At 72.2% G+C, this 24359-nt stretch carries 30 protein-coding genes; 19 read left to right on the top strand and 11 right to left on the bottom strand.

From position 1 onward, the window contains the following. The first annotated feature begins 87 nt into the window (after positions 1 to 87). From MUY14_RS09885 to MUY14_RS09860, 6 genes are all read left to right on the top strand, one after another. Positions 88 to 447, top strand: a complete 360-nt coding sequence (locus MUY14_RS09885; RefSeq protein WP_247022635.1) for a peptidase inhibitor family I36 protein — start codon at positions 88 to 90, stop codon at positions 445 to 447. A gap of 78 nt (positions 448 to 525) precedes the next feature. Continuing rightward, positions 526 to 1374, top strand: a complete 849-nt coding sequence (locus tag MUY14_RS09880; RefSeq protein ID WP_247022634.1) for a hypothetical protein — start codon at positions 526 to 528, stop codon at positions 1372 to 1374. Positions 1375 to 1481: 107 nt separating this feature from the next. Next, a complete protein-coding gene (locus tag MUY14_RS09875; protein ID WP_247022633.1) occupies positions 1482 to 2579 on the top strand; it encodes a ferredoxin reductase in 1098 nt (365 codons plus the stop codon). 15 nt (positions 2580 to 2594) lie between these two features. Continuing rightward, a complete protein-coding gene (locus tag MUY14_RS09870) occupies positions 2595 to 3857 on the top strand; it encodes an acyl-CoA desaturase (RefSeq protein ID WP_247022632.1) in 1263 nt (420 codons plus the stop codon). Positions 3858 to 4607: 750 nt separating this feature from the next. Next, positions 4608 to 4763, top strand: a complete 156-nt coding sequence (locus MUY14_RS09865; protein ID WP_247022631.1) for a hypothetical protein — start codon at positions 4608 to 4610, stop codon at positions 4761 to 4763. 154 nt (positions 4764 to 4917) lie between these two features. Then, the gene (locus MUY14_RS09860; RefSeq protein WP_247022630.1) at positions 4918 to 5331 is read left to right on the top strand and encodes a nitroreductase/quinone reductase family protein; all 414 of its coding nucleotides are present in this window, start codon (positions 4918 to 4920) and stop codon (positions 5329 to 5331) included. 54 nt (positions 5332 to 5385) lie between these two features. Here MUY14_RS09860 and MUY14_RS09855 read toward each other — a convergent pair whose 3' ends face one another. The 3 genes from MUY14_RS09855 to MUY14_RS09845 form a co-directional block, all read right to left on the bottom strand. After that, a complete protein-coding gene (locus tag MUY14_RS09855; RefSeq protein WP_247022629.1) occupies positions 5386 to 6264 on the bottom strand; it encodes an RHS repeat domain-containing protein in 879 nt (292 codons plus the stop codon). A 171-nt stretch (positions 6265 to 6435) separates the two neighbouring features. Next, on the bottom strand, positions 6436 to 7164 hold the full coding sequence (locus MUY14_RS09850; RefSeq protein WP_247022628.1) for a D-Ala-D-Ala carboxypeptidase family metallohydrolase: 729 nt from the start codon (positions 7162 to 7164) through the stop codon (positions 6436 to 6438). A 346-nt stretch (positions 7165 to 7510) separates the two neighbouring features. Continuing rightward, positions 7511 to 8143 (bottom strand): GntR family transcriptional regulator, encoded by a 633-nt coding sequence (locus MUY14_RS09845; RefSeq protein WP_247025096.1) that lies wholly within the window; start codon positions 8141 to 8143, stop codon positions 7511 to 7513. Positions 8144 to 8232: 89 nt separating this feature from the next. Between MUY14_RS09845 and MUY14_RS09840 the strand changes: the two genes are divergently transcribed. The 5 genes from MUY14_RS09840 (at position 8233) to MUY14_RS09820 (ending at position 11646) form a co-directional block, all read left to right on the top strand. Further along, positions 8233 to 8766, top strand: a complete 534-nt coding sequence (locus MUY14_RS09840) for a YbhB/YbcL family Raf kinase inhibitor-like protein (protein WP_247022625.1) — start codon at positions 8233 to 8235, stop codon at positions 8764 to 8766. A gap of 198 nt (positions 8767 to 8964) precedes the next feature. Beyond that, positions 8965 to 9333, top strand: coding sequence for a hypothetical protein (locus MUY14_RS09835; protein WP_247022624.1), 369 nt, complete (start codon positions 8965 to 8967; stop codon positions 9331 to 9333). Then, complete coding sequence (locus MUY14_RS09830; protein WP_247022622.1) at positions 9330 to 9830, top strand: roadblock/LC7 domain-containing protein; 501 nt, start codon at positions 9330 to 9332, stop codon at positions 9828 to 9830. Before MUY14_RS09835 ends, MUY14_RS09830 begins: the two co-directional genes overlap by 4 nt. Positions 9831 to 9918: 88 nt before the next feature. Further along, complete coding sequence (locus MUY14_RS09825; protein WP_247022620.1) at positions 9919 to 10464, top strand: Chromate resistance protein ChrB; 546 nt, start codon at positions 9919 to 9921, stop codon at positions 10462 to 10464. Positions 10465 to 10473: 9 nt separating this feature from the next. Continuing rightward, positions 10474 to 11646: an MFS transporter gene (locus MUY14_RS09820; protein WP_247022618.1), complete on the top strand. Its 1173-nt coding sequence runs from the start codon at positions 10474 to 10476 to the stop codon at positions 11644 to 11646. Between the two features lie 431 nt (positions 11647 to 12077). On the opposite strand, the gene MUY14_RS09815 is transcribed toward MUY14_RS09820, so the two are convergent. After that, a complete protein-coding gene (locus tag MUY14_RS09815; RefSeq protein WP_247022617.1) occupies positions 12078 to 12500 on the bottom strand; it encodes a MarR family winged helix-turn-helix transcriptional regulator in 423 nt (140 codons plus the stop codon). An 87-nt stretch (positions 12501 to 12587) separates the two neighbouring features. Between MUY14_RS09815 and MUY14_RS09810 the strand changes: the two genes are divergently transcribed. The 6 genes from MUY14_RS09810 to MUY14_RS09785 all read left to right on the top strand — a co-directional run bounded on the left by MUY14_RS09810 (position 12588) and on the right by MUY14_RS09785 (position 16918). Next, positions 12588 to 13376 (top strand): alpha/beta fold hydrolase, encoded by a 789-nt coding sequence (locus tag MUY14_RS09810; protein ID WP_247022616.1) that lies wholly within the window; start codon positions 12588 to 12590, stop codon positions 13374 to 13376. Positions 13377 to 13402: 26 nt separating this feature from the next. Then, the gene (locus MUY14_RS09805) at positions 13403 to 14158 is read left to right on the top strand and encodes an MBL fold metallo-hydrolase (protein WP_247022615.1); all 756 of its coding nucleotides are present in this window, start codon (positions 13403 to 13405) and stop codon (positions 14156 to 14158) included. Further along, complete coding sequence (locus MUY14_RS09800; protein ID WP_247022614.1) at positions 14155 to 14508, top strand: putative quinol monooxygenase; 354 nt, start codon at positions 14155 to 14157, stop codon at positions 14506 to 14508. The genes MUY14_RS09805 and MUY14_RS09800 overlap by 4 nt, the downstream gene beginning before the upstream one ends. 110 nt (positions 14509 to 14618) lie before the next feature. After that, complete coding sequence (locus MUY14_RS09795; RefSeq protein ID WP_247022613.1) at positions 14619 to 15338, top strand: dihydrofolate reductase family protein; 720 nt, start codon at positions 14619 to 14621, stop codon at positions 15336 to 15338. 12 nt (positions 15339 to 15350) lie between these two features. Next, complete coding sequence (locus MUY14_RS09790) at positions 15351 to 15713, top strand: YciI family protein (protein WP_247022612.1); 363 nt, start codon at positions 15351 to 15353, stop codon at positions 15711 to 15713. Beyond that, positions 15710 to 16918: an RNA polymerase sigma factor gene (locus MUY14_RS09785; protein ID WP_247022610.1), complete on the top strand. Its 1209-nt coding sequence runs from the start codon at positions 15710 to 15712 to the stop codon at positions 16916 to 16918. The genes MUY14_RS09790 and MUY14_RS09785 overlap by 4 nt, the downstream gene beginning before the upstream one ends. Before the next feature lie 33 nt (positions 16919 to 16951). On the opposite strand, the gene MUY14_RS09780 is transcribed toward MUY14_RS09785, so the two are convergent. The 4 genes from MUY14_RS09780 to MUY14_RS09765 form a co-directional block, all read right to left on the bottom strand. Continuing rightward, positions 16952 to 17167 carry a hypothetical protein gene (locus MUY14_RS09780; RefSeq protein ID WP_247022608.1) on the bottom strand — a complete coding sequence of 72 codons (216 nt, stop codon included), beginning with the start codon at positions 17165 to 17167 and terminating at the stop codon, positions 16952 to 16954. A gap of 200 nt (positions 17168 to 17367) precedes the next feature. Then, a complete protein-coding gene (locus MUY14_RS09775; RefSeq protein ID WP_247022606.1) occupies positions 17368 to 18177 on the bottom strand; it encodes a GGDEF domain-containing protein in 810 nt (269 codons plus the stop codon). A gap of 130 nt (positions 18178 to 18307) precedes the next feature. Then, entirely contained in the window at positions 18308 to 18505 is a 198-nt protein-coding gene (locus tag MUY14_RS09770) for a hypothetical protein (protein ID WP_247022605.1), read from the bottom strand. Further along, on the bottom strand, positions 18502 to 19200 hold the full coding sequence (locus MUY14_RS09765; protein WP_247022603.1) for an RNA polymerase sigma factor: 699 nt from the start codon (positions 19198 to 19200) through the stop codon (positions 18502 to 18504). Before MUY14_RS09765 ends, MUY14_RS09770 begins: the two co-directional genes overlap by 4 nt. Positions 19201 to 19305: 105 nt before the next feature. On the opposite strand from MUY14_RS09765, the gene MUY14_RS09760 reads away from it, so the two are divergent. Continuing rightward, the gene (locus MUY14_RS09760; RefSeq protein WP_247022602.1) at positions 19306 to 20013 is read left to right on the top strand and encodes a TetR/AcrR family transcriptional regulator; all 708 of its coding nucleotides are present in this window, start codon (positions 19306 to 19308) and stop codon (positions 20011 to 20013) included. 811 nt (positions 20014 to 20824) lie between these two features. On the opposite strand, the gene MUY14_RS09755 is transcribed toward MUY14_RS09760, so the two are convergent. Beyond that, positions 20825 to 21979 (bottom strand): N(5)-(carboxyethyl)ornithine synthase, encoded by a 1155-nt coding sequence (locus MUY14_RS09755; RefSeq protein ID WP_247022601.1) that lies wholly within the window; start codon positions 21977 to 21979, stop codon positions 20825 to 20827. Positions 21980 to 22133: 154 nt separating this feature from the next. Here MUY14_RS09755 and MUY14_RS09750 point away from each other — a divergent pair, with 154 nt between their 5' ends. Continuing rightward, positions 22134 to 22277, top strand: coding sequence for a hypothetical protein (locus MUY14_RS09750; protein WP_247022599.1), 144 nt, complete (start codon positions 22134 to 22136; stop codon positions 22275 to 22277). Here the strand turns inward: MUY14_RS09750 and MUY14_RS09745 are convergent. Together MUY14_RS09745 and MUY14_RS09740 are read right to left on the bottom strand one after the other, a co-directional pair. After that, positions 22274 to 23260, bottom strand: coding sequence for an RNA polymerase subunit sigma-70 (locus MUY14_RS09745; RefSeq protein ID WP_247022598.1), 987 nt, complete (start codon positions 23258 to 23260; stop codon positions 22274 to 22276). The two genes, MUY14_RS09750 and MUY14_RS09745, sit on opposite strands and share 4 nt — an antisense overlap. Then, the gene (locus MUY14_RS09740; protein ID WP_247022596.1) at positions 23257 to 24243 is read right to left on the bottom strand and encodes a zinc-binding dehydrogenase; all 987 of its coding nucleotides are present in this window, start codon (positions 24241 to 24243) and stop codon (positions 23257 to 23259) included. The genes MUY14_RS09745 and MUY14_RS09740 overlap by 4 nt, the downstream gene beginning before the upstream one ends. Positions 24244 to 24359 lie beyond the last annotated feature (116 nt).

Genomic DNA, 24359 nt, shown 5'->3' with positions numbered 1-24359 from the left:
CCGCGGCGAATCTGGTGGGGCGCAGCAACGAAATGGAGGAACGCCGAAGAGCGCTCGACAGCCAGTCCGAACAGATGGAGAACCGAAATGAGACGGAAAATCGTCGCGGCCGCGTTGATCGTGGGCATCCAGCCGGTGCTCGTGGGCCTCGCCACCGCGGGGCCCGCGTTCGCCGACTGCCCCGCCAGCACGTTCTGCCTGTACCAGACGCACGACTACCACGACGGCGAGTACCGGTACGCCCCGACCACGACCTGCACCAACCTCGGGGCGGGGATCACCAACAACGCCAACTCCATGCGGAACTACCGCAACCACCAGGTGCGACTGTGGGACCTCCCCGGCTGCGGCGGCGCGCTCACCTACACCGCGCAGGCGTTCTCCTACGACTCGGACTTCGGGAACAACGGCTTCTCGAACAAGGCCAGTTCGCTCAAACGCATCTGACCGGCACCACAAAGAGGTGGCCGGCCGTGCGCCGGCCACCCCGCCGACCGATGAATTCCGGCAGAACAGGAAATCCCGATGCCGCGGTTGCCCTTGCTCGTCTGCGTCACCCTCGTCCTCGCGGGCTGCGGTGCCCCCGCGCCCGCCGGTGTCCCGCGGACCGCTGACCCGCTCGCGCCCACCGAGCAGGTCAAGGCGCTCCGGTTGCCGTTGGACGCGTATTCGTTCTCCGACGCCGAGCTGTACACGATCTCCGACGCCGAAGACGTGCTGATCGCCGACTGCCTGCGCGTCAAGGGGTACGCGTGGCAGCCGATCCACCGCCCCGCCGACGCGCCGGACCTGCGCAACCGCCGCCGGTACGGCGTCGTGGAGGCGAAGATCGCCGAGTTCGGCTACCACGTGCCGGCCGGCCTGCTGACCCCGGTGAGCCTCGAGCGCGCCTACGACGAACAGGACCGCACCCTGAGCGACGGCGCGAAGGAAGCCGCGTTCAGCGAGAACGGGTGCGGGCCCCAGGCGGCCAAGGCCCTCGGCGCCGACGGCAACGCCGACCAGGCCCTGCTGGTGCAGACCGGCCGTTCGTCGCTGTACGACACCCTCAAGCAGCCGCCGGTCGCGGCGGCGCTGGCCTCCTGGCGTACGTGCATGCACCAGGCCGGGCTCGACTACCCCGACCCGCTCGCGGCGATGGCGGACCCGAAGTGGTCGGCGGACGGGTCCGCCGGTCCGTCGAAGCCGGAGATCACGACCGCGACGGCCGACGTCACCTGCAAGGACAAGAGCGCGCTCGTCGACACCTGGCACGCCGCCGAAGTGCGGTTCCAGACCGCGGCGGTGGCGCAGCACTCGAGCTACTTCACCGGGATCCGCACGAAGCTGGACCAGGAGCTCACCGCCGCGAAGGCCGTCTTGGCGCGCCCGTAGCCCCCCGCCGGGACATTCAGCCTGCGAGTTGAGTGCACGCCTGTACACTCAATCGGCATGGTCACCTTCGACTTGTCCGGTGAAGCCCCTGCCCGGGGTGGTGCGTGATGGCCGAAGTGGGGATGCGTCCCCCGGCGTCGCCGCTGCGGCGCCGGGCGTTGCGCGCGCTGCGGTGGCTCTTCACGCCCCTGCGGCCGGACGACTACCTCGAACTGATCAACCCCCTGTGGTCGACCCGGGAGCTGCGCGGGCTCGTCGAGCGGGTCGAGCCCGAGCGGGGCGGCGCGGCCACCGTGCTGATCCGGCCGGGCTACGACTGGGTCGGGCACCGGCCCGGCCAGTACGTGCGGCTGGGCGTGGTGATCGACGGCGTGCACCACTGGCGCGCGTACTCGCTGACGTCGAGCCCGGGCCGCGCGGACGGGCTCATCTCGATCACGCCCAAGAAGGTCGACGGCGGGGTCGTCTCGCCGTACCTGGTCGAGCGGGCCCGGCCCGGTGAGCTCGTGCGGCTGGGCGAGGTCGAAGGGGCGTTCACGCTGCCCGACCGGCTCGACCGCGGCCTGCTGTTCGTCACGGCCGGCAGCGGCATCACGCCGGTCATGAGCATGCTGCGGCACCTGGCGCCGGGTCCGGGGCTGCGCGACGTCGTGCACGTCCATTCGGCACGGGACGCGACCGGCGTCATCTTCGGCGAAGAGCTGGAGGCGCTCGAGAAGGAGCACGACGGCTTCCGGCTCGAACTGCGCGTCACCGGCCGGGACGGGCGGTTCGCCCCGGCCGAGCTGGACACCCTGTGCCCGGACTGGCGCGAGCGGGAGTGCTACGCCTGCGGCCCCGGCGAACTCCTCGACGCGCTGCAGGCGCATTGGAAGCGCCACGGCGACGTCGAGCGGCTGCACCACGAACGGTTCCAGCCGATCGTCGGTGGCGAAGGTGCCGAGGGGGCCGGCGGGTCGGTGCGCTTCGCCCACCGCAACCTCGACGCCGACTGCCCGCCCGGCACCCCGATCCTCGTCGCCGGCGAGGAAGCGGGCGTCGACATGCCCTTCGGCTGCCGGGTCGGGGTGTGCCACACGTGCGTCCTACCGATCCGGGAGGGCCGCATCCGCGACCTGCGCACGAACGTCGTCAGCGAGAAGCACAACGAGATCGTGCGCACCTGCGTGCACGGTGCCGAAGGCCGGGTCACGGTCGAACTCTGAGCGAGAAGGGAACCCATGTCCTCGACAACCCACCCGTTCGCCCACCTGAGCGCGGACCAGCTCGACGAACTCGCCCGCGAGTTCGACGCCATCCACGACCAGGTGCGCGCCGACCTCGGCGAACGCGACCGCCGGTACATCAAGGGCGTGATCCGGCTGCACCGGCAGATCGCCGTCGCCGGCCGCGCCCTGCTGCTCGGCTCCCGGTCCAAAGCGGCCTGGGCGGCGGGCACCGGCTGCCTGGCCGTCGCGAAGATCCTGGAGAACATGGAGATCGGGCACAACGTCCTGCACGGCCAGTGGGACTGGATGAACGACCCGTACATCCATTCGTCCACATGGGACTGGGACACGGCGTCGACCGCGGCGGCGTGGAAGCACTCGCACAACTACATCCACCACACGTACACGAACATCCGCGGCAAGGACAAGGATCTCGGCTACGAGATCATGCGCATCGACCCGCACCAGAAGTGGCACCCGGCGTACCTGGCGCAGCCGTTCTACAACCTGCTGCTGATGGCGTTCTTCGAGTGGGGCGTGGCGGTCCACGACCTCGACGTCGAAGCGATCCGCGCCGGTGAGAAGCCGCTGAAGGACGTGTGGCACGACATCAAGGGCATCTCGGGCAAGGCCCGCGACCAGATCCTCAAGGACTACGTCGGCTGGCCCCTGGTGAGCGCGCTGGCCGCGACCGCCGTGGGACGGCTCGCGCGGCCCGAACCCCGGTCACGGCGCCGGGTGCTCGCGGACCGGGCCCGCGGCCGCGGCTTCCGGGGCGCCGTGCGGGCCCAGCTCGCCGCCGTCCGCAAGGAAGGCGGTGGCACGTTCGCCGCGACGTTCTGGGCGGACTTCACCGCGAACATCATCCGCAACCTGTGGGCGCATTCGATCATCTTCTGCGGCCACTTCCCCGACCAGACGTACACGTTCGGCCAGGACGAGGTCCGCGACGAAACCCGCGGCGGCTGGTACGTCCGCCAGCTCGTCGGCGCGGCGAACATCACCGGCTCCCCGCTGTTCCACCTGATGAGCGGCAACCTCGGCTACCAGGTCGAGCACCACCTGTTCCCGGACATGCCCAGCAGCCGCTATTCGGAGATCGCGCCGCGGGTCCGGGACATCTGCCGCCGCTACGGCCTGCCGTACAACACGGGCCCGCTGTCCCGCCAGCTCGGCACGGTCCACCGGACGATCCTCCGGCTGGCCCTGCCCGGCGGGAAGCCCCGCCCGAAGCCCGGCCCCTACCGCGGCGACGAGGTGGCCCGCGCGGCGTAAGGGGCTGGTCCCGAGGGTGTCTGGTGCCGCACAGCGGTTGTACGAAGGTCGGGCCGAGCGCCCCAATGCGGCGTTGGGTGCGTCCAACGCAACCAACGCCACATTGAGCGCCGCGATCCGGTCGGCGGGGATCAAGGTGCCGTCGAGGATCAGGTGGGTGTCGCCGGCGCGGCGGCGGGCGGTGAGGATCTGGTGCAGGTCGGGCGCTTGTGCTGCCGAGGCGGTGATGCCTTCGTGCAGGTAGCGGTAGGCGGTGGCGACGCTGCTGGCGTTGTCGGTGGCGAGCCGGTGCACGGGGGTGGCGTCACGGAACCAGCGCAGGATCAGCACTGCCTGGTAGCAGGGGGTCAACGCTCGTCGGTTGCGGCGGGTGCCGCGGTCCTGGCGTTCGGCTTGCAGCACGCCGGCGACGAACAGGGCCAGTTCACGTGCCACATCGAGGGTGGCACCCCAGGAGATCACGTGGGCCCTCTGGATTTAGGGCTTGGACTTCGCAAACTCAGTCCTTCCAGCGGCCCCCACGTCTCATCTCAGGGCAGCACGCACCCCCGCCCGTCCCTACTGGGAAAACCTCAGTGTGGCGCTTGCCCGGGGCGCTGTCGCCGGTGGTCAGCGCGGCCTGAGTGACGCGCGCCATTCTTTCGAGTGAGAACACGTGTTTGGGAAGCCCGTTCCGCGGGCATCCCCGGCGCGGGTCGAGCCGGCGCCAACCCCGGGTGCCGGCCTCTCGGAAGAAGGAGCAGTTCCACCGTGATCATCCTCGGCGTCATCCTGATCATCCTCGGCTTCGTCATCGGCATCCCGGTGCTGTACACGATCGGCATCGTGCTCGCGGTCGCGGGCGTGGCCTTGGCGATCCTCGGCGGGACCGGGCGCAAGGTCGGCGGCCGCGCGCACTGGTTCTGAGCCGGCGAGCCGAGTACGACGGCCGGCCCTCGCACCGCGAGGGCCGGCACCGTCCCCAGTGGACGCCCGCCCGGCTACTTCGAGCGTGCCGTTTAAGCCGCGTCCGGCCGCGAGCGGCGAACACGGACCGTCGTCAGCCGATACCATGGCGGGCATGCCCGATTTCGACGAGATCAACGCCAAAGTCATCGACGAGTACCGCGCCAACGGCGGTGAGCTCAGCGGTGGGTTCGCCGGTGAGAGCCTCATCCTGGTGCACCACTTCGGGGCCAAGTCCGGCACCGAGCGCATCTCCCCGCTGGCGGTCTACGCCGAGGGTGAGCGCCTGTTCGTCTTCGCCAGCAAGGCCGGCCTGCCGGAAAACCCGGGCTGGTACTACAACTTGATGGCCCACCCCGACGTGACCGTCGAACTCGGCGACGAGACCTTCCCCGTCCGGGCGACCGAGATCACGGGCCCCGAGCGGGACGAGATCTACGCCAAGAACGTCGAGAAGCGCCCGCAGTTCGGCGAATACCAGGCCAACGTCGACCGGCTCATCCCGGTCGTCGAGCTCGTCCGGCGCTGAGCGCGTCCGGGCTTCCCCGCCGGCGAAGTTCCGGCACGGGAAGCCCGGGCCCCGCTAGCGGAACGGGTCGGGCGTGATGTCCTGGCCGAACAGCTTGCCGTGGCTCTCGCCGACGTGGACGTGGTAGCCCTTCTTGCCCACGTTGACCGTGATGTGCGGCCGCGGGTCGGCGCCGCCGGCCGCGCCGCCGAGGCCGCCCTTGTGGATGCCCGCGGTCTGCTGCCAGCCCTTCTCCTGCATCTGCCGCAGCAGTTCCTGGGCCCGGCGCGCCTCCTCGCCGCGGCCCTTGGCGAGGTTCTCCAGCATCCCGACGAACCGCTTGTCGTTGATCCGCGTGACCGGGACGTTGGCGTTGCCGTTGAAGACCGGCTGCCCCTTCTTGCCCCAGTTGGTGACGTTGGTGTTCAGGGTCGGGTTGTTAGCCTTGCCGCCCTTGCACTTGCCGCCCGCCAGCCCGGCCGGGTCCAGCCAGCCGGTCGGGTTCGCCACGTAGCCGTGCTGGTTGAGCCCGCCGCCGAGGCCGAGCGGGTCGGGCGAAAGGTAACGGCCGGTCTCCGGTTCGTAGTAGCGGTGCAGGTTGTAGTGCAGACCGGTCTCGGCGTCGAAGTACTGGCCCGGGAAGCGCAACGGCATCCCGTCCCCGCCGGACTGCCCGGCGCCCCACAGCGACCAGTCGGCCTGCCAGACGATCCGGCCGTCCTCGTCCACCAGCTCGGCCGGGCTGCCGACGACGTCGGCGACGACCGCGTGGAACTGCTCTTCGCCGGCGGAGCTGACCAGGCGGGCGACCGGTTCGACCTCGCCCGGCAGCCACTCCCAGACCGTCGTCGAGACCCGGCCGTCCGCTGCCCGGGTGCTCTCGATCGCCACCTTGAGACTGGTGGCGTCTTCCAGCAGCGGTACCCCGGACACCGCCGTCGTCGAATCCTTCACGGGCGCAACCCACGGATTGGACACTCGACACTTCCCCCAGTACCTCGGCGTCGCGGAAACACTCCGGAAACCCGAAGCTGACAGCAGCCGACGGACCGCACCCGGCGCCCCGGGGATCAGGTCCGCCCGGACACCGAACGTGCCCGAGTGCGCCCCCGGGGGCGGGGTGCGTCAGATCCCGCAGGAGGACGCCGACCAGAAGCGGGTCGAGCGGTGCGCCACGTGGGTGTGGTCGCTGTGGCCCGGGTAGCCCGGGCCGAGGATTTCGCTGAAGCCGTGGTTGCGAGCCTGCTGCGCCAAGGCGCAGAAGCCCTGCGCGCCCGCGCCGAGGTCGACCGCGTCGCCGTAGAGGTGCCGGCTCGCGGCCGCGCCGCCGACCGCGTTGTTGCAGGCCACGCTGCGGAAGCCGCCGTTGACGACGATCGGGCGGTCGCCCATGGCGTGCCGCATCGCCTGCAGCTTCCACATCGAGACGAGGGCGTTGGCCTTCGCCGTCGCCGCGGGCACGTTGCCGCCCGACCAGGTCGAGTTGCACCGGTTCAGCTCGGCGTAGGTGAAGTTGACCGGCGTGCAGTCGTCGTCCTGCAGCTGGTAGATCTTCGCGAACGTCGCCGGTCCGGCGATGCCGTCCGCGCCGAGCCCGTACGCCTGCTGGAACCGCGTGACCGCGGCTTTCGTCCCCGGACCGAACTGGCCGTCGAGGGCGAGGACGCCGCCGTAGCCCGGGTAGCCGGAGACCCGGATCTGCAGTTGCCGGACGTCGTCGCCGGACGCCCCTTGCGCGAGCGTGCGTCCCCAGGAATAGCAGGCGTCGGCCGCCTGGGCCGGAGCGGCGGAAACCGGAGTGGCCACGAAGACGGCCGCCAGGGCGAGGATGGGCAGGAGGAACCGAACGCGCATGGCAGGAACACCTTTCGAGCGAGGGAGGTGAGAGCCGAGACCTCGCAGCTGGTCTGCGATTCACTGCCCAGCACGGTAATGTGGCGGCGAGCACCGCGCTGTGGGGTGTTCGCACCACACGCGGATGACCGCGGCCCGGCAGCCGACGGCGAACCGGATCACTGGACCGCCTGCCCGACCTGCATCTCGCGTTCCGGCGTGACGGCCGTCCGTGACGAACGCGCGCGAAACGAACACCTCCGGCCGGCGCGAAATGATTTCCGGCTCTTCCGAAGTCGACCGGAGTCGCGACCGCACGCCCAATACACCTCGGGCAGGCGAATAGCCGGCCGGAATGAATTCCCGGTCAGCTCTCCAGCGCGACCGCGGTCAAGGTGAGGTGCCGGACGAGCAGCTCGGCCGCGGTGTCGGCGTCGCGGTTCAGGGCGGCTTCTTCCAGGCCGCGGTGCTCGCCGAGGGCGTCGCGGTCCGCCGCACGGCGGGCGGACCAGCGGCGGGCCAGCTCGCTCGCGGCCCACATCCGGTCGAAGGTCTCGAGCAGGGCGGCGTTGCCGCACCCCTCCAGCAGGGTGCGGTGGAAGGCCCGGTGGGCTTCGGACCAGGCGCCGCTGTAGTGCTCGCCCTCGCCCGGCGCGTACGGCTCCGTGCGGGCCAGGCGGTGGTGCGCGGCCCGCACGCGGGCCTCCCAATCCACGTCACCGCGTTCGATGGACAGGCGCAGCACGACCGGCTCGACGGTCCGGCGCGCCTCGGTGATCTCCTGCCAGCGCCGGTCGGAAACCGCCGGAACGGCGAAGCCGCGGTTCGGCAGCCGGTCGGCCAGGCCCTCGCCGACAACGCGCACGAGCGCCTCGCGCACGACGGCCAGGCTCACGCCCTGGTCCCGGGCGAGGTCCTGGGGCTTGAGCGCCTCGCCGGGGGCGTAGTCCCCGCGCATGATCGCGTCCCGCAGGTGCGCGTAGACCTGCTCCGACAGCATCTGACCCATGCCCGCAGTGTAGATGTTGCCGCCTATAATCGATTATCTGTGCTATCGTCGATGATATCCCCACTCGGAAGGAACCACTGATGACCCTCAACGACCCGTTCGCCCGGCTCCCCGAAGCCGCCGCCTTCTCCGTCACCAGCACCACCGTCGCCGACGGTGCCGCCTGGCCGCGTGCGCAGTTCTCCTCAGGCGTCCCCGGCGGCCAGGACCTCTCGCCACAGCTGTCCTGGAGCGGCGCACCGGAAGGCACGAAGAGCTACGCCGTCACCGTCTACGACCCCGACGCCCCCACCGGCTCCGGCTTCTGGCACTGGGCGGTCGCCGACATTCCCGCCACCGTGACGGAGCTGCCCGAGGGTGCCGGCGACGACACCGGCGCCGACCTACCGGAGGGCGCGTTCCAGCTGCCCAACGATGCCCGCGTGCCGCGCTACCTGGGTGCCGCACCGCCCGCCGGGCACGGACCGCACCGCTACTTCGTCGTGGTGCACGCCCTCGACGTCGACTCGATCGGCGTCCCGGCCGACGCCACCCCGGCCGTCCTCGGCTTCACCGTGGCGGGCCACATCCTCGGCCGCGCGGTCCTGACCGCCACCGCCGAAACACCCACCTGAGCCGTTTGCCGATTGCAAATTGCATTTTCAACGCCGGTCGCGTCGTCGTGAAAATAAATGCCGGACAAAGTACTTGCGCAGGCGAACTGTTCACCGGAATCAACACTTAGGAAAATTGCTCCGAACGGTCGTACTCATCCCCGTCGCGGACACATACGGTCACATGCCTGCGCAATCACCCACTGGAGGGTCTTTTTCATGACGATCGACCTCGCGCTGAAAGAAGCGATGAACATTCCCGGCGCCGTCGGCGCCACCCTCGTCGACTACGACAGCGGAATGTCCCTCGGTTCGCTCGGTGGCGGCGACTGGCTCGACCTGGACATCGCGGCGGCGGGCAACACCGAGGTCGTCCGCGCCAAACTGCGGGTGATGGCTTCCCTCGGGCTCGACGACAGCATCGAAGACATCCTCATCACGCTGCACCGCCAGTACCACGTGATCCGGCCCCTGACGGCCCGGGGCAACTCCACGTTGTTCCTCTACCTCGTCCTGGACCGTGAACGGGCGAACCTCGCGCTCGCCCGCCACAGCCTCAAGCGCATCGAAGCCAGCCTGTCCGTATGAGAGCTGCCGACACCCACCGCCAGCACACCCCGGCACCGCTGCCGGTCCGCACCCCGCCGGCCGCCGACAGCGGCCCGCCACCGGAGCCGGCGGCCCGAACCCCACCCCCGGACGCGGCCCGCACGCTCGCGGCCCTGCGCCGGATCCGCGACCAGGTCGACCAGGTGGCCGGCCTGCTGGTCGCCACCCACGACGGCCTGGTGCTGGCCGACGACACCACCGGCGTCGAGGCCGACAGCGTCGCCGCCATGTCGGCGGCGGCCGCGGGCCTCGCGGCGCAGTTCACCGCCCAGGCCCGGATCGGCGATGCCCGCTGCGCGATGTTCGAAGGCAGTTCCGGGTACGTCTGCGTGTTCCCCGTCGAGGGCTCGCTCCTGCTCGTCGTGTTCGGCGAGCCGGACATCACCATGGGGCTGTTCACCCTCGCCGCCAAGCAAGCGCTGACGCTGCTGCGGCAAACCACCCCGACACCGGCGATCTGGCCTCCTGCGGAGTGACGGTCGGGGTGGGGAGGCGCCTCTCCCCACCCCGACCGGGTCCGTTCGCCGCACCTCGGTCGATGTAACACGTGATACATTTCGTCTCGTGACGGATCCGCCGGGTCAGTGGCAGGTACTGGTGGTGAAGGTGCCGGCGGCACCTTCACGGCACCGGGTCGCGGTGTGGCGGGAGCTGCGCCGGATCGGGGCGCTGTCGCTCGGGCAGGGCACGTGGGCCGTGCCGGACGTGACCGCGTTCGCCGCGGGCGTCCGCCGCGTGGTCGAGCTCGCCGAGCGCGGCGAGGGCGAGGTCGTGGTGCTCGACGCGGCCGGGCGCAGCGAGCGCGACGGCACGCGGCTGGAGGAGCTGTTCACCGCCGAGCGCGAGGACGAGTGGCGGGAGTTCCTGGCCGACTGCGGCAAGTTCGACGCCGAGATCGACAAGGAGATCCGCGTCGGTAAGTTCACCATGGCCGAGCTGGAAGAGGAAGAGCAGAGCCTCGAGCGGCTCCGGCGGTGGCACCGGGACCTGAAGGTCCGCGACGTCTTCGGCGCGCCGTCGGCCGCGCCGGCCGAGCTGCGGCTCAAGCACTGCGCCGACCGGCTCGCCGAGTACACCGAGCTCGTCTTCCAAGCCCTGTACCAGATGTGAGCCGACCCCGTGGCTGAGCCGACCACCGCACCCCGGAACGCCTCGACCGCGTTGCGGCCGCTGTACGCCGCGGGGTTCGTGACGGCGTTCGGTGCGCACAGCATCGCCGCGAGCCTCGGCGCCTACACCGGTGGCGAGCACGCTTCCCTGCTGACGCTGGGGTTGCTGCTGGCCGTCTACGACGGTGCCGAGGTGGTCCTCAAGCCGGTGTTCGGCTCGCTGGCCGACCGGATCGGGCCCCGCCCGGTGCTGCTGGGCGGGCTGCTCGCGTTCGCCGCCGCGTCGGCCGCGTTCGTCCTCGCCGGGAACCCGGCCGCGGTCGGACTGGCCCGGCTCGGCCAGGGCGCGGCCGCCGCCGCGTTCTCCCCCGCCGCCGGTGCGCTCGTCGCCCGCTTGTCCCCGGCCAAGCGGCAAGGCCGGGCCTTCGGCGGGTACGGCGCGTGGAAGAGCGTCGGCTACACCGCCGGCCCGCTGCTCGGCGGCGTCCTGATCGCCCTCGGTGGGTTCTCGTTGCTGTTCGGGGCTCTCGCCGTCCTCGCCCTGGCCGTCACCGGCTGGGCGGCGCTGAGCGTGCCGGCCGCTCCCCCGCTGCCGCGCGCCCGCCAGACCGTGCTGGACCTGGCCCGCCGGCTCGGCGCGCCTTCGTTCCTCCGGCCGACCGCGACACTCGCGGCCACGACCGCGGCGCTGGCGGTCGGCGTGGGCTTCTTGCCGGTCACGGGTGCCGCCGCCGGGCTGACCCCGCTGCTCGCCGGCACTGCCGTGTCGCTGCTGGCGCTGTGCTCGGCGCTGGTGCAGCCGTGGGCCGGTCGCGCCCGGGACGCGGGACGGCTGCGTGACGGCGTCGGCATGGCCGCCGGTCTCACCGCGGCCGCGGCCGGGATGGCTGTGGCCGCGGTGGCTCCCGGCGTCGCCGGGGTGCTGGTGGCTGCGGTGGCCGTCGGCGCCGGCGTGGGCGTGGCGACGCCGCTCGGCTTCGCGCACCTGGCCGCGCGCACGCCCCCCGAGCGGCTCGGCCAGACCATGGGCGCCGCCGAGGTCGGCCGCGAACTCGGCGACGCCGGCGGCCCGCTCCTGGTGGGCGCGATCGCCACCGCGGTCACCCTGGACGCCGGTTTCCTCGGCCTCGCCGCGATCCTGCTCCTCGCCGGCTCGGCCGTGGTGGGCGCACGAAAGGACTGACCGGGTCAGCCGGTGGTCAGCGAGATCTCCGCGGACTTGACCAACGCAACTGCTCTCCGCGAGTCGGCGCAGCTCAGCCGCACGAACGGTGCCCGAGTTCCCCGGGTTGGTCAGCCCGCCCGAGGCCGCGCCCGTCACCGACGTGTCGGACACCGTGCCCGACCCCGCCGAGCCGAGGTCGAATCCGTAGGTGCCGGCGCCGTTCACCGTGACGTGGTCCAGAGTTGGGCTCGTCCCCGCCGGTGCGCGTCAGCGTGTTCCGCCGCACCGCCGTGGTGCCGCTGAACGCCACCGGGTCGAACCGGATGCCGGGACGCCACCAACGCCACGTAGGGGTGATTGCCGGGGGCCCGCGCTAGCGCACCCAACGCCACATTGGGGCGCTCGGCCCGAGCGTCGAGCCCGCAGCCGTCGACTCGCGCCGGGGCCACCTAGGCCGTCGGGTCAGGGCCCAGTGCGCGGCCCAGCAGCTCGCCCAGCTGGTCGAGCTCCTCGGGCGAGAACTCCCGGAACGACGCTTCGGCCACGGCGTCCACGAGCTCCTGCCCCTCGGCCCGCAACCGCGCACCCTCCGCCGTGAGCCGGTGCCGCACCGCCCGCCCGGGCCCCGGGACGCGCTCGATCAAACCGCGCTCGGCCATCCGCGTGGCCAGCGAGCCGAACGACTGGTCGGTCTGGAACGTCAGCACCGCCAGGTCGTGCAGTGACGCGTCCGGCCGGGCGTGCAGGTGGCGGAGCGTGTCCCACTGCACCAGCGAGAGCCCCAGCGGCGCCAATGCCCGGCTCAACGCGCGGTGGTGGCGGTACTGCAGGCGCTTGACGGCCAGGGAGACGTCACCGGGTCGGTACTTCATGCACTCACCCTAATTCAGCCGAGGCCAGCTTGCTTACCTAAGGAACCTTATATAAGCTTCCTTAGGTAGCCCAGACCAAGGAGAACCATGACGCTCCCCGCCGCCGGTTCGCTCCGGCCCGCCCGCACCGAAACCCACGCGCTCGACCTGGGCGAAGTGACCCTCCAGGACCGTGACCGCACCCGTCCGTACCTGCTGCTGCACGGCGGTGGCGGCGTCGCGACGATGACCGGCTTCGCCGACCTGCTCGCCGAACGCACCCACTCCCGCGTGCTGCTGCCCACCCACCCCGGCTTCGGCGGCACCCCCAAGGCCGACGGCCTCACCGACGTCACCGCGCTGGCCCGGATGTACGTCTCGCTGCTCGACGAGCTCGGCCTCACCGACGTCACGGTGATCGGCAACTCCTTCGGCGGCTGGCTGGCCGCCGAAATCGCCCTGCTGAAGAGCCCCCGGGTCAGCGGCGCGGTGCTCATCAACGCGATCGGCATCGAGGTCGAGGGCCACCCGCTGACCGACATCAGCGGCCTCGCCCCGGCGGAGATCCGGGCGCATTCCTTCCACGACCCGAGCAAGGCCCCGGTGCCGCCGAGCGGCGGTGGCACCGGACCGAGCCCCGACGTGCGCGCGCTGGTCGGGTACGCCGGCCCCGCGATGACGGACCCGGCGCTCGCCGCGCGGCTCGGGGAGATCGAGCTCCCCGTGCACGTCATCTGGGGCGAAAGCGACGGCATCGTCGACCCCGAGTACGGCAAGGCCTACGCCGCGGCGATCCCGATGTCCGTGTTCACCCTGCTCCCCCGCACCGGCCACCTGCCGCAGGTCGAGACGCCGGAAGAACTGCTCGGCGCGCTGCTCGACCTCGGCAACCACTGACCACCCACCTCGCAAGGAGAACCACCATGAGCACCCCGTTGCGCGTGACCCGGATCGGGCACGCCTGCCAGCTGATCGAATTCGGCGGCATCCGCGTGCTGACCGACCCGTGGTTCACCCAGACCGCGACCTACTACCAGGGCGAACCGGTCGCCTCGACCGTCGAGGCGCTGGGCCGCGTCGACGCCGTGGTGGTCAGCCACGAGCACTACGACCACTGCGACCTCGACGGGCTGGTCGCCGGTGGCTTCGACCTCGCCACCCCGCTGGTCGGGCCCGGCACCGTCGCGGCGATCGCGCGGGACAAGGGTTTCCGCGACGTCTGCACCGTCGAGGCGTGGGAAGTCGCGACGGTCGGCGACCTGACCGTGACGGCGACGCCCGGCAAGCACGGCGTCCACGAAGTCACGTTCGTCCTCCAAGCGGGCGGCCGCACGGTCTTCTTCGGCGGCGACTCGCTGCGCGTGCCGGAACTGGACACGATCCCGGACCGGTTCGGCCCCGTCGACCTGGCGATCCTGCCGACGAACGGCCTGTGCATCCGCCCCATGAACCTGCAGCAGGTGGTCATGGACGCCGAAGAGGCGGCCGGGCTGACGGCCGCGCTGAAGCCGGCCGTGGCCGTCCCGCACCACTACTCCTTCCACAGCGGCCGGCTGGGCGACCGGATGATCACCAAGGGCGACCGGGACCCGCGGCGCTACGCCGACGCCGTCGCGCGGATCGCCCCGGAGGTCGACGTCCGCCTGGCCCTGCCCGGCACCCCGGTCGTGGTCCCGTGACCACCGGCGACCGGCGGTTCACGCCCGAGGTCGCCACCGGCCTCCCGCCCGGCGAACGGCCGATGGTGGCCGTCGTCCGGGCGATCCGGGGTCACGAGGACGACCTCGCCGCCGCGATCACGACGCTCACCGCGGCGGTGCCGCGCGAGCCCGGCTGCCGGGAGTTCCGGTCCTACCGCGACGCCGCGGACCCCGCCGCGTTCCCCCCCTACGAGATCCACGCCGACACCGACGCCTTCCGGACCCACCTCGCGACCGCCCACGTGGCACGGTTCTTCACCGAGCCGGCCCGCCACAGCACGGCCGACGCCGGTGCGTTGACCCAGCTCGTCGAGCTGCCCGCACCCTGATTTCGCGGTCGCGCGAAATTTTTCCGCGGGGCATGTCGAGAACCGGCCGGCGGCTCCGACTGTGGGGCAGCGGCGGCCGAACCGGGCCGCCCCCACGAGAGGTGCGAACGATGACCAAGGTGACCGCCCAGATGTCGGTGTCCCTCGACGGCTTCTACACCGGACCGCGCGACCCGCGGGATCCCGGCGACATGAGCGGCTGGATGGGCGGGCCGGAAGCGCCCGGCTTCTTCCGCGTCACCCGCTGGGCCGTCGACGCCATGGCCTGGCGGGAGCGGCAGGGCTTCGCCGGCGGCGAGCAGTCGGTCGACTCCGAAATCGTCGCGGAGACCTTCGCCGCGGCCGGTGCCTACGTCATGGGACGGCGCATGTTCGACGCCGGCGAAGTCCCCTGGGGCGAGGAGCCGCCGTTCCAGGCGCCGGTCTTCGTCGTCACCCACCGGCCGCGGGAGGTGCTCGAACGCCGGGGCGGGACGTCCTTCACCTTCGTCACCGACGGGCTCGAGCGGGCCGTCGAGCTGGCCAAGGCCGCCGCCGGCGCCAAGGACGTGGCGGTCGCCGGTGGCGGGGAGCTCCTGCGGCAGGTGCTCGCCGCCGGGCTGCTCGACCAGCTCGAGCTGCACATCGCCCCCGTGCTGCTGGGCGACGGCCAGCGCCTGTTCGACGCCGGGCTCGGGCTCGGGGCGGACGACGGCATCGAGCTGGTCCCGGCCCGGGTCGTCGACGCGCCCGGCGTGACGCACATCCGCTATACCGTCGCCGGGCGGTCGAAACTGGTGCTGGACGACCGCGGTGCCGGCGGCGAACTCGTCGGGCCGGGCCGGGGCTGAGAGGAGCGAGCGATGAAGTTCATGCTGCTGATCTACGGCAACGAGGAAGCCTTCACCTCGGTGGGCGCGGAGACGCTCGCGGAGCTCATCCGCGAGACCGACGCCCTCAACCAGGAGCTGTTCGAGTCGGGTGAGCTGATCGGCGCGTACGGCGTCGCCGACGAGGTGAACACCAAGATGGTCCGGGTCACCGGCGGGACACCGGTGGTGACCGACGGCCCCTACGCCGAGGCCAAAGAGTTCCTGGGCAGCTTCTCGATCATCGACTGCGACAACCTGGACCGGGCGCTCGAGATCGCGGCGCGCAGCCCGTCGGCGCGCTACTGGGGTGTCGAGGTCCGGCCGCTCATGCACGAGGCGAACGTCGAACCGTGACCGGCTGGCAGGCCGTCCGGCGGCTGGTCCCGGAGGTGCTCGGGGTGCTGGTGCGCCGCTACGGCCTCTTCGACGCGTGCGAGGACGCCGTCCAGGAGGCGCTGGTGGCGGCCAGCACCCAGTGGCCGGTCGAGGGGTGGCCGGAGAACCCCCGGGCCTGGCTGGTGACGGTGGCGTCGCGGCGCCTCGCCGACCAGGTGCGCAGCGACGCCGCCCGCCGCCGCCGGGAGGAGGCCGACGCGATCCGCACGCCGGCCCCGCCCGACGGCGGCGAGGCGTACCCCGACGACACCCTCACGCTGCTGTTCCTGTGCTGCCACCCGGCGCTGACGCCGCCGTCGCAGATCGCGCTGACCCTGCGGGCCGTCGGCGGCCTGTCGACCGCCGAGATCGCCCGCGCGTTCCTCGTGCCCGAGGCGACCATGGCGCAGCGCATCAGCCGGGCGAAGCAGCGCATCAAGGCCGCCGGGGCGGTTTTCGCGCTGCCGCCGCCGGCCGAGCAGGCGGCGCGGCTCGGTGTCGTGCTCCACGTCGTCTACCTCGTCTTCAACGAGGGCTACACGGCGACGTCGGGAACGCGGCTGGTGCGGGCCGAGCTGACGGCCGAAGCCATCCGGCTGGCCCGCGAGCTGCACCGGCTGGTCCCCGGCGACGGCGAGGTGGCCGGGCTGCTGGCGCTGTTGCTGCTGACCGACGCCCGCCGCGAAGCCCGCACGGCCGCGGACGGATCGCTGGTGCCGCTGAGCGAACAGGACCGGACGCGCTGGGACGCCGTCGCCATCGCCGAGGGCGTGGCGCTGGTGACCGGCGCCCTGGCGGAGGGCCCGGTCGGCCCGTACCAGCTGCAAGCCGCCATCGCCGCCGTCCACGACGAGGCCGCGACCTCCGGCGACACGGATTGGCGGCAGATCCTGGCCCTGTACACGGTTCTGGAGCACGTGGCACCCAACCCGACGGTGACGCTCAACCGGGCGGTGGCGGTGGCCGAGGTGCACGGACCGGCGGCCGGGCTGGCCCTGCTCGACGCCCTTTCGGCCGACGAGCGCCTCGGCGCCTCCCACCACCTCGTGTCCGTCCGGGCCCACCTGCTGGAGCTGGCCGGCGACCCCGGCGCGGCGCGCGCCGGTTACCAGGAAGCGGCCCGGCGCACCACCAGCGAGCCCGAGCGGCGCCACCTGCTGACCCGCGCCGCCCGGCTGGGGTGAGCGCAGCCGTACAAAGTGGACATTCCGGCACGGCTACAGCTTGCGGGGCCGGGGAATCGCGTCCCGCCCCAGCTTCGGCAGCCCTTCGTCCAAGGTGGACCGCAGCGCGAGGTCGAAGGCGTGCTCCAACCGCGCCGCGTGCACCCGGACCACGTCGTCGTCGGCCGCCAGCCGCGCGTCCGCCAAGCTGCGGCTGACGTTCGCGATGCGACGACGGGAGGCCGCCTGGAGCGCAGCCCGTTCTTCCATTCCGGCAATCCTTAGGTCAACAGCGAAAGACAGGTTCCCCCCTGACCGACGGGAGTGCCACCTCCCGGGCCCGGCGACTCTAGCACTGCGCACCGGAGCGCCGAGCAGGCACCTCGCGCCCGGAAATCCCTGCCGTGCAAGCGAAACGACGCGCCACCGGGCCGGTGTCGACCGCATCCCCCGCCCGGGGGAACGCGGTCTCAGCGGCCGGCGATCCGGTGCAGCAGGTCGTGTGCCGCGGGCAGCGTGTCGGGCAGGCGGTGCACCCGGACCTCCGGGTGCGCCGCGGTGACAAGCTGTGGATCACCGCGCAGCCGATCGGCGATCTGGCGGCGCGCGCTCGTGATCCGGTGCGCCACCGCGGTTTCCCGGTCGGCGAGGACGACGGCGGTCGAGCAGCCGAGCGAAGCGGTGGTTTCCCCGCTGTCGAAGACGCGGCGGAGGACGTCGGCGACCAGGACCATCGCCATCGGGCGGGACCAGCCGTCCACCGTGGACAGATCGACGCTGACCGCGAGCAGCACGGGCCACTCCCCCGCGCCGGGGCCGATCCGCGTGACGCGCCGGTAGACCTCGCCCAGCCGCACCCGCAGGTAGCCTTCCGTCGCCAAGCCGCTGAACGACTCGGTCGCCCCGCGGTCGGGCACTTCGCCGGTGAGATCGGCCCAGCCCACCGCGACGGCGCGGAGCATGGCGAACGGCGCCGCGTGCGGATCGGCGGAGACCAGCCCGTCGGCGTCCGAGCCGCGGTCCAGCACGGCGTGCAACGCGGCGACGTCGTACAACGTCTCGTCCAGCCCCGCGCCGGTCCACGCGCGCGAGCGGCCCAGGTTCCGCAGCGCGCCGGCCAGGTCCCCGCGGAACAGCGCCGCCCCGCACACCGCGTCCACCTCGGGGACCGCCCAGTCGCTCGGGAACCGCCAGCCGCTGGTGATGCTCGCGATCCGCCAGCGGGCGCGGAGATTCCTGACGGCTCCGTCGATCTCGTCGACGTGGTCTCGATCGGCCACTGCGCACGCCTCCCCGCTGGTCTCGGGAATTCGACGGCGCCGGTCGCCGCCCGTGACGCAAGGAGCGTGAAAGATCCACCGGATGAGGTAACCCGCGCGGGGTGAGGTCAGCTTCGGACCGGCGGAGTGGTCATTCCTCGACGCTGAACCAGCCGGTCGAGTGGCGGCCTTGCTCGCCCGGGTCGCTGTCCCCTTCGGCCGGGGCGACGTCGGCCGTCGCCGGCGCGGTGTCCACCCACCGCAGGCCGACCTCGGCGACGATCGAGTCGAAGATCGGCGTGGCCGGCAACGGCACCGCGCTCGCGTCGGTGGTTTCCGCTTGGCTCATCGGAGTTCCTGTCGCGCGGGGAAAGACACCTCTAAGAGCTCTTCGCAGCCGGCTCGCCGGCAGGACGCGCACGCGGCGACGTGCGCCGCGACCGTCGTGGCGCAGCCGTCGTGCCGTCCACCGCGCAGCCAGATCTCCAGCTGGCGCAGGGCTTCCTGGCAAGCGGGCGTCCGGGGTACGGGGAGTTGCCGGGCTTCGCGGTAGGCCTGCCGCAGCCCCGCGCGGGCGCGGCCGGCCAGCTCGGCGACGCCGTTCGGCGAGAGGCCCATGACCGGCGCCAGGTCGGCCGGGGTGCGGCCTTCGGCCACGATGCTCCACAGCACGACCCGCCAGCGCACCGGCAGCGTGTGGAAAGCGGACCGGACCAGGTCGGCGGGCCGGGCTCCGGCCGCGCCTGCCGGCTCGGCCCGTTCCCGGCTCCAGCGAGCGGCGAGGTCGCGCATCGTCGCGACCGCGTACGGGTGGAGGTGGTCCTTCGGCCCGCCGCCGGCGCGGATCACGGCCAGGACGCCCGTGAACGCCTGGGCCACCAGTTCGTCCCGGTCCGCGGGCGGTCTGCCCCAGCCCGCCGCGACCCGGCGCAACGCCCCCGCGTGGCGCCGGAAGAGCCGGTCACCCGCGCCGGGCTTCCCGGCGCGGAAGTCGGCAAGCAGCTGCCGATCCGGCGGCAGGTCCTCGTGGCCGGCCTCGCCCATCGCACACTCCGATTCAGCCATTCGGCACTCTCGGTAATTCGATGGCGCACAAAGTAACAGTTACAACGGCGTAGCCCCTAACTGCGGCCCGGTACGCTCCCCGAAGTGAGGTCTTCCCGAGCGGGCGACGGTCGCGCGGCGCGCTGGACCGGGCAGCGCGAACGCCGGCGCCGCGAGTTCGTCGAGGCCGCGCTGCGGGCGATCGAGGAACACGGCCCGTACGTGTCGGCGGCCCACATCGCCGAGGCCGCCGGCGTGGCCCGCCCGCAGCTGTACCGCCAGTTCGACGACGCGGCCGACCTGACGCGGGCCGTCGCCGACCGGGCCGCCGAGGAGATCACCGCTTCGCTGCAACCGGTGTGGGAACCCCAGGGCAGCGCCAGGGAAATGATCGCCGCCGCGGTCGACGCCCACACCGGCTGGCTGGCCGACCACGGAAACCTGTACCGCTACCTGATCCTGCACGCCCAGACCGGGCGCCGCGAGGGCGAAGACGCCATCGCCGACGTCAAGACCGTGATCGCGCGCCAGCTCAGCCAGGTGTTCGACTACTACCTGACGCTGTTCCAGCTCGACACGCGCATCGCCGGCGTCCTGTCCTTCGGCGTCGTCGGTCTCGTCGATTCCTGCACCGCGCAGTGGCTCGAAGCCCCGGAAGGCATCACGAAGACGCAGCTCGCGGACCTGCTCACCCGCTGGATCTGGCACATCCTCGACGACTCGCTCCGCGCGGCGGGCATCGAGGTCGACCCGAACCTGCCGCTGCCCCCACCGCCGCCGCGGCACCCCCCGTCGGCGCACCCCGCGGACTGAGCGACGCCGGTGTCCGCATGCGGACAATGGCCGCATTCGCTCATGCGCTGCCACCGGAACCCCTCATAAGCTCTGCCGCGTCGAGCCGCCTTTCCCGGGGCCGCGGCCGACGCCAATCTTCCTTTCTACGAGGGGTTTTCCCATGTTCAGAACCAGAGTTCGCGCCGCTGCGCCGGCGTTCCTCGTGCTGGTGAGCGTTCTCCTCGAAGGCGCTCGGGTTCACCGCATCGGCGCCAGCACCGGATCGTCCGGCGCCACCGGCCCGGACCGCACCATGGCGTCGTACAGCGCTCCCGCGTCGGCCGAGAGCAGCCCTTCCAGCATTCCCACACCCCCGGCCCATGCTGGTCCACTTCGGTCCCCCGTCCGAGCGACGATGAATGCCCCGCTGCACTGTCACGCCAACGGGTGCGCCGGTATTTCGTGGTCGTCCCCTTCTCCTCCGCCAGGGAGGACCGCCGTCGTCCGCATCACGATCTTCGGGGCCGACGGGCCGGCCGAACGCCTGCTTCCTCTTCAACCGGGTCCATCGTGTGGCCCACCGCGTCGCCGCCGGCCGGGCGCCGATCACTCGCGCGGCACCGGCACCATCGTCACGGCCGTAGGCGCTCGGCCACGCGAGCGATCCGGACTGGACCATCGTGCGGCGCCGAGCCCGCTCCACGACCAGCCATCGCCCGCCGGCCACACCCTCGTCGAAGGGCGCACCGGCGAGCGGCACCTCCGCACCACCGTCAGCGTCGTGACCACCGCCGGCAACCCCACGCTGCTCCGCGGGATCCGCCACGACACGACATGAAGTGCGCGGGGATCAGCGGCGCTGGTGCGGGTAGTCCGGCGCACGGTTCTGGAAGGACAGGATCGCGGGGTTGCGGATCGTGCCGTCCTGGATCTCCACGGCGCGCCGTACGGTCTCATTCTCGTCCCATGTGGACTGTCCGGAAAGGACGGCTCGCAGGTGCGGCAGCAGGGCTTCGCTGATCTCCCACGTCGCCGAGTTCCACAGGTAGGACGGACTGTGGTCGACGCCGTAGTACGTGACGCCGTCGCCGATCGGGAAGGTCGGGTGGGTGAACGTCGTGGGCTTGGCCCAGCTGAAGCCCATGCCCTCGTCGCAGGAGACGTCGACGATGAGGCTCCCGGGCGCGAACGCGGCGAGGTCGTCCTCGATCAGGAACGTCAGCGGCGCGGCAGTGTCCTGCAGGACGCAGTTGACGACGACGTCGTGCTCGGCGAGGAACCCGGCCAGCGGGACCCGGCCGTGGTCGGTCAGCGCGTGGCTGCGGCGCAGATCGCCCGGGCTGCTGTTCGCGTCGTGGTCGATGTGGACCATCGTCGCGGAGTGGATCGGCGAGCCGACCGCGCTGAGGCCGCGGGCGGTGAGGACGTCGACGTCGTGGATTCCGTGGGCGTTCAGCGCAGTCACCGAGCCGCGCGCGGTCGCGCCGAAGCCGATCACCACCGCCCGCAGGCGGCGGCCGTAGTCGCCGGTCGACCCGGCCAGCTGCAGTGCGTGCAGGACCGAGCAGTAGCCGGCCAGCTCGTTGTTCTTGTGGAAGACGTGCAGGCCGAACGAGCCGTCGCGCCGCCAGTGGTTCATCGCTTCGAAGGCGATGACGGTCAGCCGCCGGTCGACGGCCAGCTGGGTCAGCTCGACGTCCTGCACGCAGTGCGGCCAGCCCCACAGGACCTGACCGGGGCGCAGTTCGGCGACGTCCTCGCGCAGCGGCTTGGCCAGCAGGACGACGTCGCACTCGGCGATGAGCTGCTCCCGCGTGCGCAGCCCCGCGACGATGGCCGCCAGCCGGTCGTCGGGTACGCCGAAGGGTTCGCCGTAGCCGTGTTCGAGGTAGAGGGATTTCCGGAGATCGGGGTCGATCCGGTCGAGGTGGTGCGGGTGGATCGGCAACCGCCGTTCGTTCTCTTTCCGTGAACGCGCGACGACGCCGAGACTGAGCTGGTGCACGGTGGCCCCTTTGCTAGAAGCCAGTCTTAACACACTCCGCGAGGACGTCGTGTACGTTGGGTGGTGCCCGAGGGCATTCCCCGAGACCGCACCGCAGGTCCGGGACGGCCGCCGCGGGCACCCACGAAAGGATCCCCTGATCACTGCTTCCACAGTGGACAGTTCGCTGTTCAGCCACCCCGTCACCGAAGAGCCCCGCCCCGAAGCGCGCACCGCGCCCCAGGACGACCGGTACGGGAACCTCTTCCGCCAGCCGGAGTACAGCCCGGAACCCGTCGAACCGCGCCGGGCTCGCTAGCCCGGCAAAGCGCGAGCCAAGCCGAACGCGGCGACCAGCGCCGGGTCGTGGAACTCGACCACGCGCGAAATCCCGCCGCTCGTCGGCGCCAGCACCACGATGCCGTGCGCCCGGTGCACCCCCGCAGGGTCGCGGCGGTAGACCGCGGCGGCCGGCTGGCCGTTGGCGGTCGTGGCGCTCATCCGCCAGTCGCCCGGTGCGCCCAGCACGTGGGTACCGAGCACCTGAAGACACCGGACCCGCCCGGCGTACCAGTCGCGGAACGGGGTCGCCTCCAGCGTGGCGTCCACGCGCAGCACTTGTTCCAGCAGGCCGACGTCGCTGCGTTCGAACGCGGCGACGTAGCCCTCCAGCAGTGCGCGCGCCCGCCGGTCGGTCGGTTCGAGCAGGTCCTCGGGCGGTGCCGCCAGTTCGTCCAGCCGGGCTCGCGCGCGCTGCAGGCCGCTCTTCACCGCCGCCGTGGTGGTGCCGAGGATCCGGGCCGTTTCGGGCGCGGTGAACGCGAGCACTTCACGCAGGATCAGGATCGCGCGCTGGCGTGCGGGCAGGTGCTGCAGGCTGACGACGAGCGCGAGCCGCAGGGATTCGCGCCCGGCCGCCACCACCGCCGGGTCGGCCACCAGGTGCTCGGCCAGCGGTTCCAGCCACGAGACTTCGCCCGGCGGGACCTGCGCCGGCGGGCGGGCGGGTCCGTCGTAGGGGTCGCTCAAGCCCGAGGGCAGCACCCGGTTCCGGCGTGGCTCCAGCGCGGTCAGGCAGACGTTGGTCGCGATCGCGTAGAGCCACGACCGGATCGACGCCCGGCCCTCGAAGCCGCCGCGGGACCGCCACGCCCGCAGGTAGGTCTCCTGCACCAGGTCCTCGGCGTCGTGCGCCGAGCCGGTCATGCGGTAGCAGTGCGCCAGCAGCTCCCGGCGGAAACCCGCGGTTTCGGCGGTGAACCGGTCCTCGTCCCGCCCGGTCGACGTTCTCACCCGGCTCACGGCACCAGGGCGAGTTTGCCGACGGTCGCCCTGGCCTCGAGGTCCGCGAGCGCGTCCGGGCCGTCGGCCAGTCCGTAGGTGGTGGGCCGCCCGGGGGTGAGGACGCCGGATTCGACGAGCGTCATCACCTCGCCGATGACCTCCGCGAAGATCCGGGGCGCGGCCTGACTCAGCGTGCCGATGTTGAGGCCGATGACGTGGACCGGGTACCGGTACACCAGGTCCCAGTTGGTGAGCGCGGCTTCGCCGCCCGCCAGACCGTAGACGACCACCCGGCCGGTGACCGGCTTCGCCGCGGCCAGGCTCGCGGCGAACGTGGCTCCGCCCGCCGATTCCAGCACCAGATCGGCGCCGCCGGTCAGGCGCCGCATCTCGGCGGCGAGATCGCCCGCCCGGGAGTCCAGGACGTGGTCGGCCCCCAGCGCCAGCACGGTCTCGTGCTTGCCCGGCGACGCGGTGGCGACGACGGTCGCGCCGAGGTGCTTGGCCACGATCACCGCGGCTTGGCCGGTGGCGCCGGCCGCGGCGTGGACGAGGACGGTCTCGCCGGCCGCGACCCGCCCGAGCGGCTTGAGCGCGGCGATCGCGGTCGGCCAGTTCACGACCAGGCCCAGCGCCTGTCCGGCGCTCCAGCCGGCCGGCACCGGCAGCGCCGCCGCCGCGGGCAGGACCATGTACTCGGCGAAGGCCCCGGCTCCGACCCCGGCGACGCACGTTCCGGGCGGCGGGCCGGTCACCGCCTCCCCCAGCGCCACGACCTCGCCCGCCGCCTCGAAGCCCGCCGCGTAGGGCGGCCGCGGACCGTCCCGGAAGGTGCCGCGGGCCTTCGAGAGGTCGGCGAAGTTGACCCCGGCGGCGGCGACCCGGATCAGGACCTCGCCCCGGCCGGGTGCCGGCACCGGGGCGTCGGCGACCAGGTGCAGGTCCTGCGGTCCGTCCAGCGAGGTCTGCAGCAGGGCACGCATGGTGGCGGGAAGACTCACGGCTGTAGCTCTCCTTCTCGGACGGCCACTCCGGCGGGCCGCACCGTCGAGAGGAAGACTCCGGCGAGCGGGAAAGGGAATCGATCGCCTGGTCAGCGGGGGTGGGCCAGGCGCCG

It is taken from the genome of Amycolatopsis sp. FBCC-B4732 (assembly GCF_023008405.1).
GTDB classification, from domain to species: Bacteria; Actinomycetota; Actinomycetes; order Mycobacteriales; family Pseudonocardiaceae; genus Amycolatopsis; species Amycolatopsis pretoriensis_A.
Note: the sequence above shows the minus strand (reverse complement) of the source record. Positions and strands in the feature narration are given on the sequence as shown.

Excerpts from the sequence above, each read along its gene's own strand:
- MUY14_RS09790 (WP_247022612.1), top strand. The coding sequence starts at position 15,351 with ATGAAGTTCATGCTGCTGATCTACGGCAACGAGGAAGCCTTCACCTCG.
- MUY14_RS09845 (WP_247025096.1), bottom strand. The coding sequence starts at position 8,143 with ATGCTGTCGGAGCAGGTCTACGCGCACCTGCGGGACGCGATCATGCGC.
- MUY14_RS09795 (WP_247022613.1), top strand. The coding sequence starts at position 14,619 with ATGACCAAGGTGACCGCCCAGATGTCGGTGTCCCTCGACGGCTTCTAC.
- MUY14_RS09805 (WP_247022615.1), top strand. The coding sequence starts at position 13,403 with ATGAGCACCCCGTTGCGCGTGACCCGGATCGGGCACGCCTGCCAGCTG.
- MUY14_RS09850 (WP_247022628.1), bottom strand. The coding sequence starts at position 7,164 with ATGCGCGTTCGGTTCCTCCTGCCCATCCTCGCCCTGGCGGCCGTCTTC.
- MUY14_RS09815 (WP_247022617.1), bottom strand. The coding sequence starts at position 12,500 with ATGAAGTACCGACCCGGTGACGTCTCCCTGGCCGTCAAGCGCCTGCAG.
- MUY14_RS09840 (WP_247022625.1), top strand. The coding sequence starts at position 8,233 with ATGACCCTCAACGACCCGTTCGCCCGGCTCCCCGAAGCCGCCGCCTTC.
- MUY14_RS09875 (WP_247022633.1), top strand. The coding sequence starts at position 1,482 with ATGGCCGAAGTGGGGATGCGTCCCCCGGCGTCGCCGCTGCGGCGCCGG.
- MUY14_RS09770 (WP_247022605.1), bottom strand. The coding sequence starts at position 18,505 with ATGAGCCAAGCGGAAACCACCGACGCGAGCGCGGTGCCGTTGCCGGCC.
- MUY14_RS09860 (WP_247022630.1), top strand. The coding sequence starts at position 4,918 with ATGCCCGATTTCGACGAGATCAACGCCAAAGTCATCGACGAGTACCGC.
- MUY14_RS09780 (WP_247022608.1), bottom strand. The coding sequence starts at position 17,167 with ATGGAAGAACGGGCTGCGCTCCAGGCGGCCTCCCGTCGTCGCATCGCG.
- MUY14_RS09835 (WP_247022624.1), top strand. The coding sequence starts at position 8,965 with ATGACGATCGACCTCGCGCTGAAAGAAGCGATGAACATTCCCGGCGCC.
- MUY14_RS09830 (WP_247022622.1), top strand. The coding sequence starts at position 9,330 with ATGAGAGCTGCCGACACCCACCGCCAGCACACCCCGGCACCGCTGCCG.
- MUY14_RS09885 (WP_247022635.1), top strand. The coding sequence starts at position 88 with ATGAGACGGAAAATCGTCGCGGCCGCGTTGATCGTGGGCATCCAGCCG.
- MUY14_RS09765 (WP_247022603.1), bottom strand. The coding sequence starts at position 19,200 with ATGGGCGAGGCCGGCCACGAGGACCTGCCGCCGGATCGGCAGCTGCTT.
- MUY14_RS09810 (WP_247022616.1), top strand. The coding sequence starts at position 12,588 with ATGACGCTCCCCGCCGCCGGTTCGCTCCGGCCCGCCCGCACCGAAACC.
- MUY14_RS09870 (WP_247022632.1), top strand. The coding sequence starts at position 2,595 with ATGTCCTCGACAACCCACCCGTTCGCCCACCTGAGCGCGGACCAGCTC.
- MUY14_RS09880 (WP_247022634.1), top strand. The coding sequence starts at position 526 with ATGCCGCGGTTGCCCTTGCTCGTCTGCGTCACCCTCGTCCTCGCGGGC.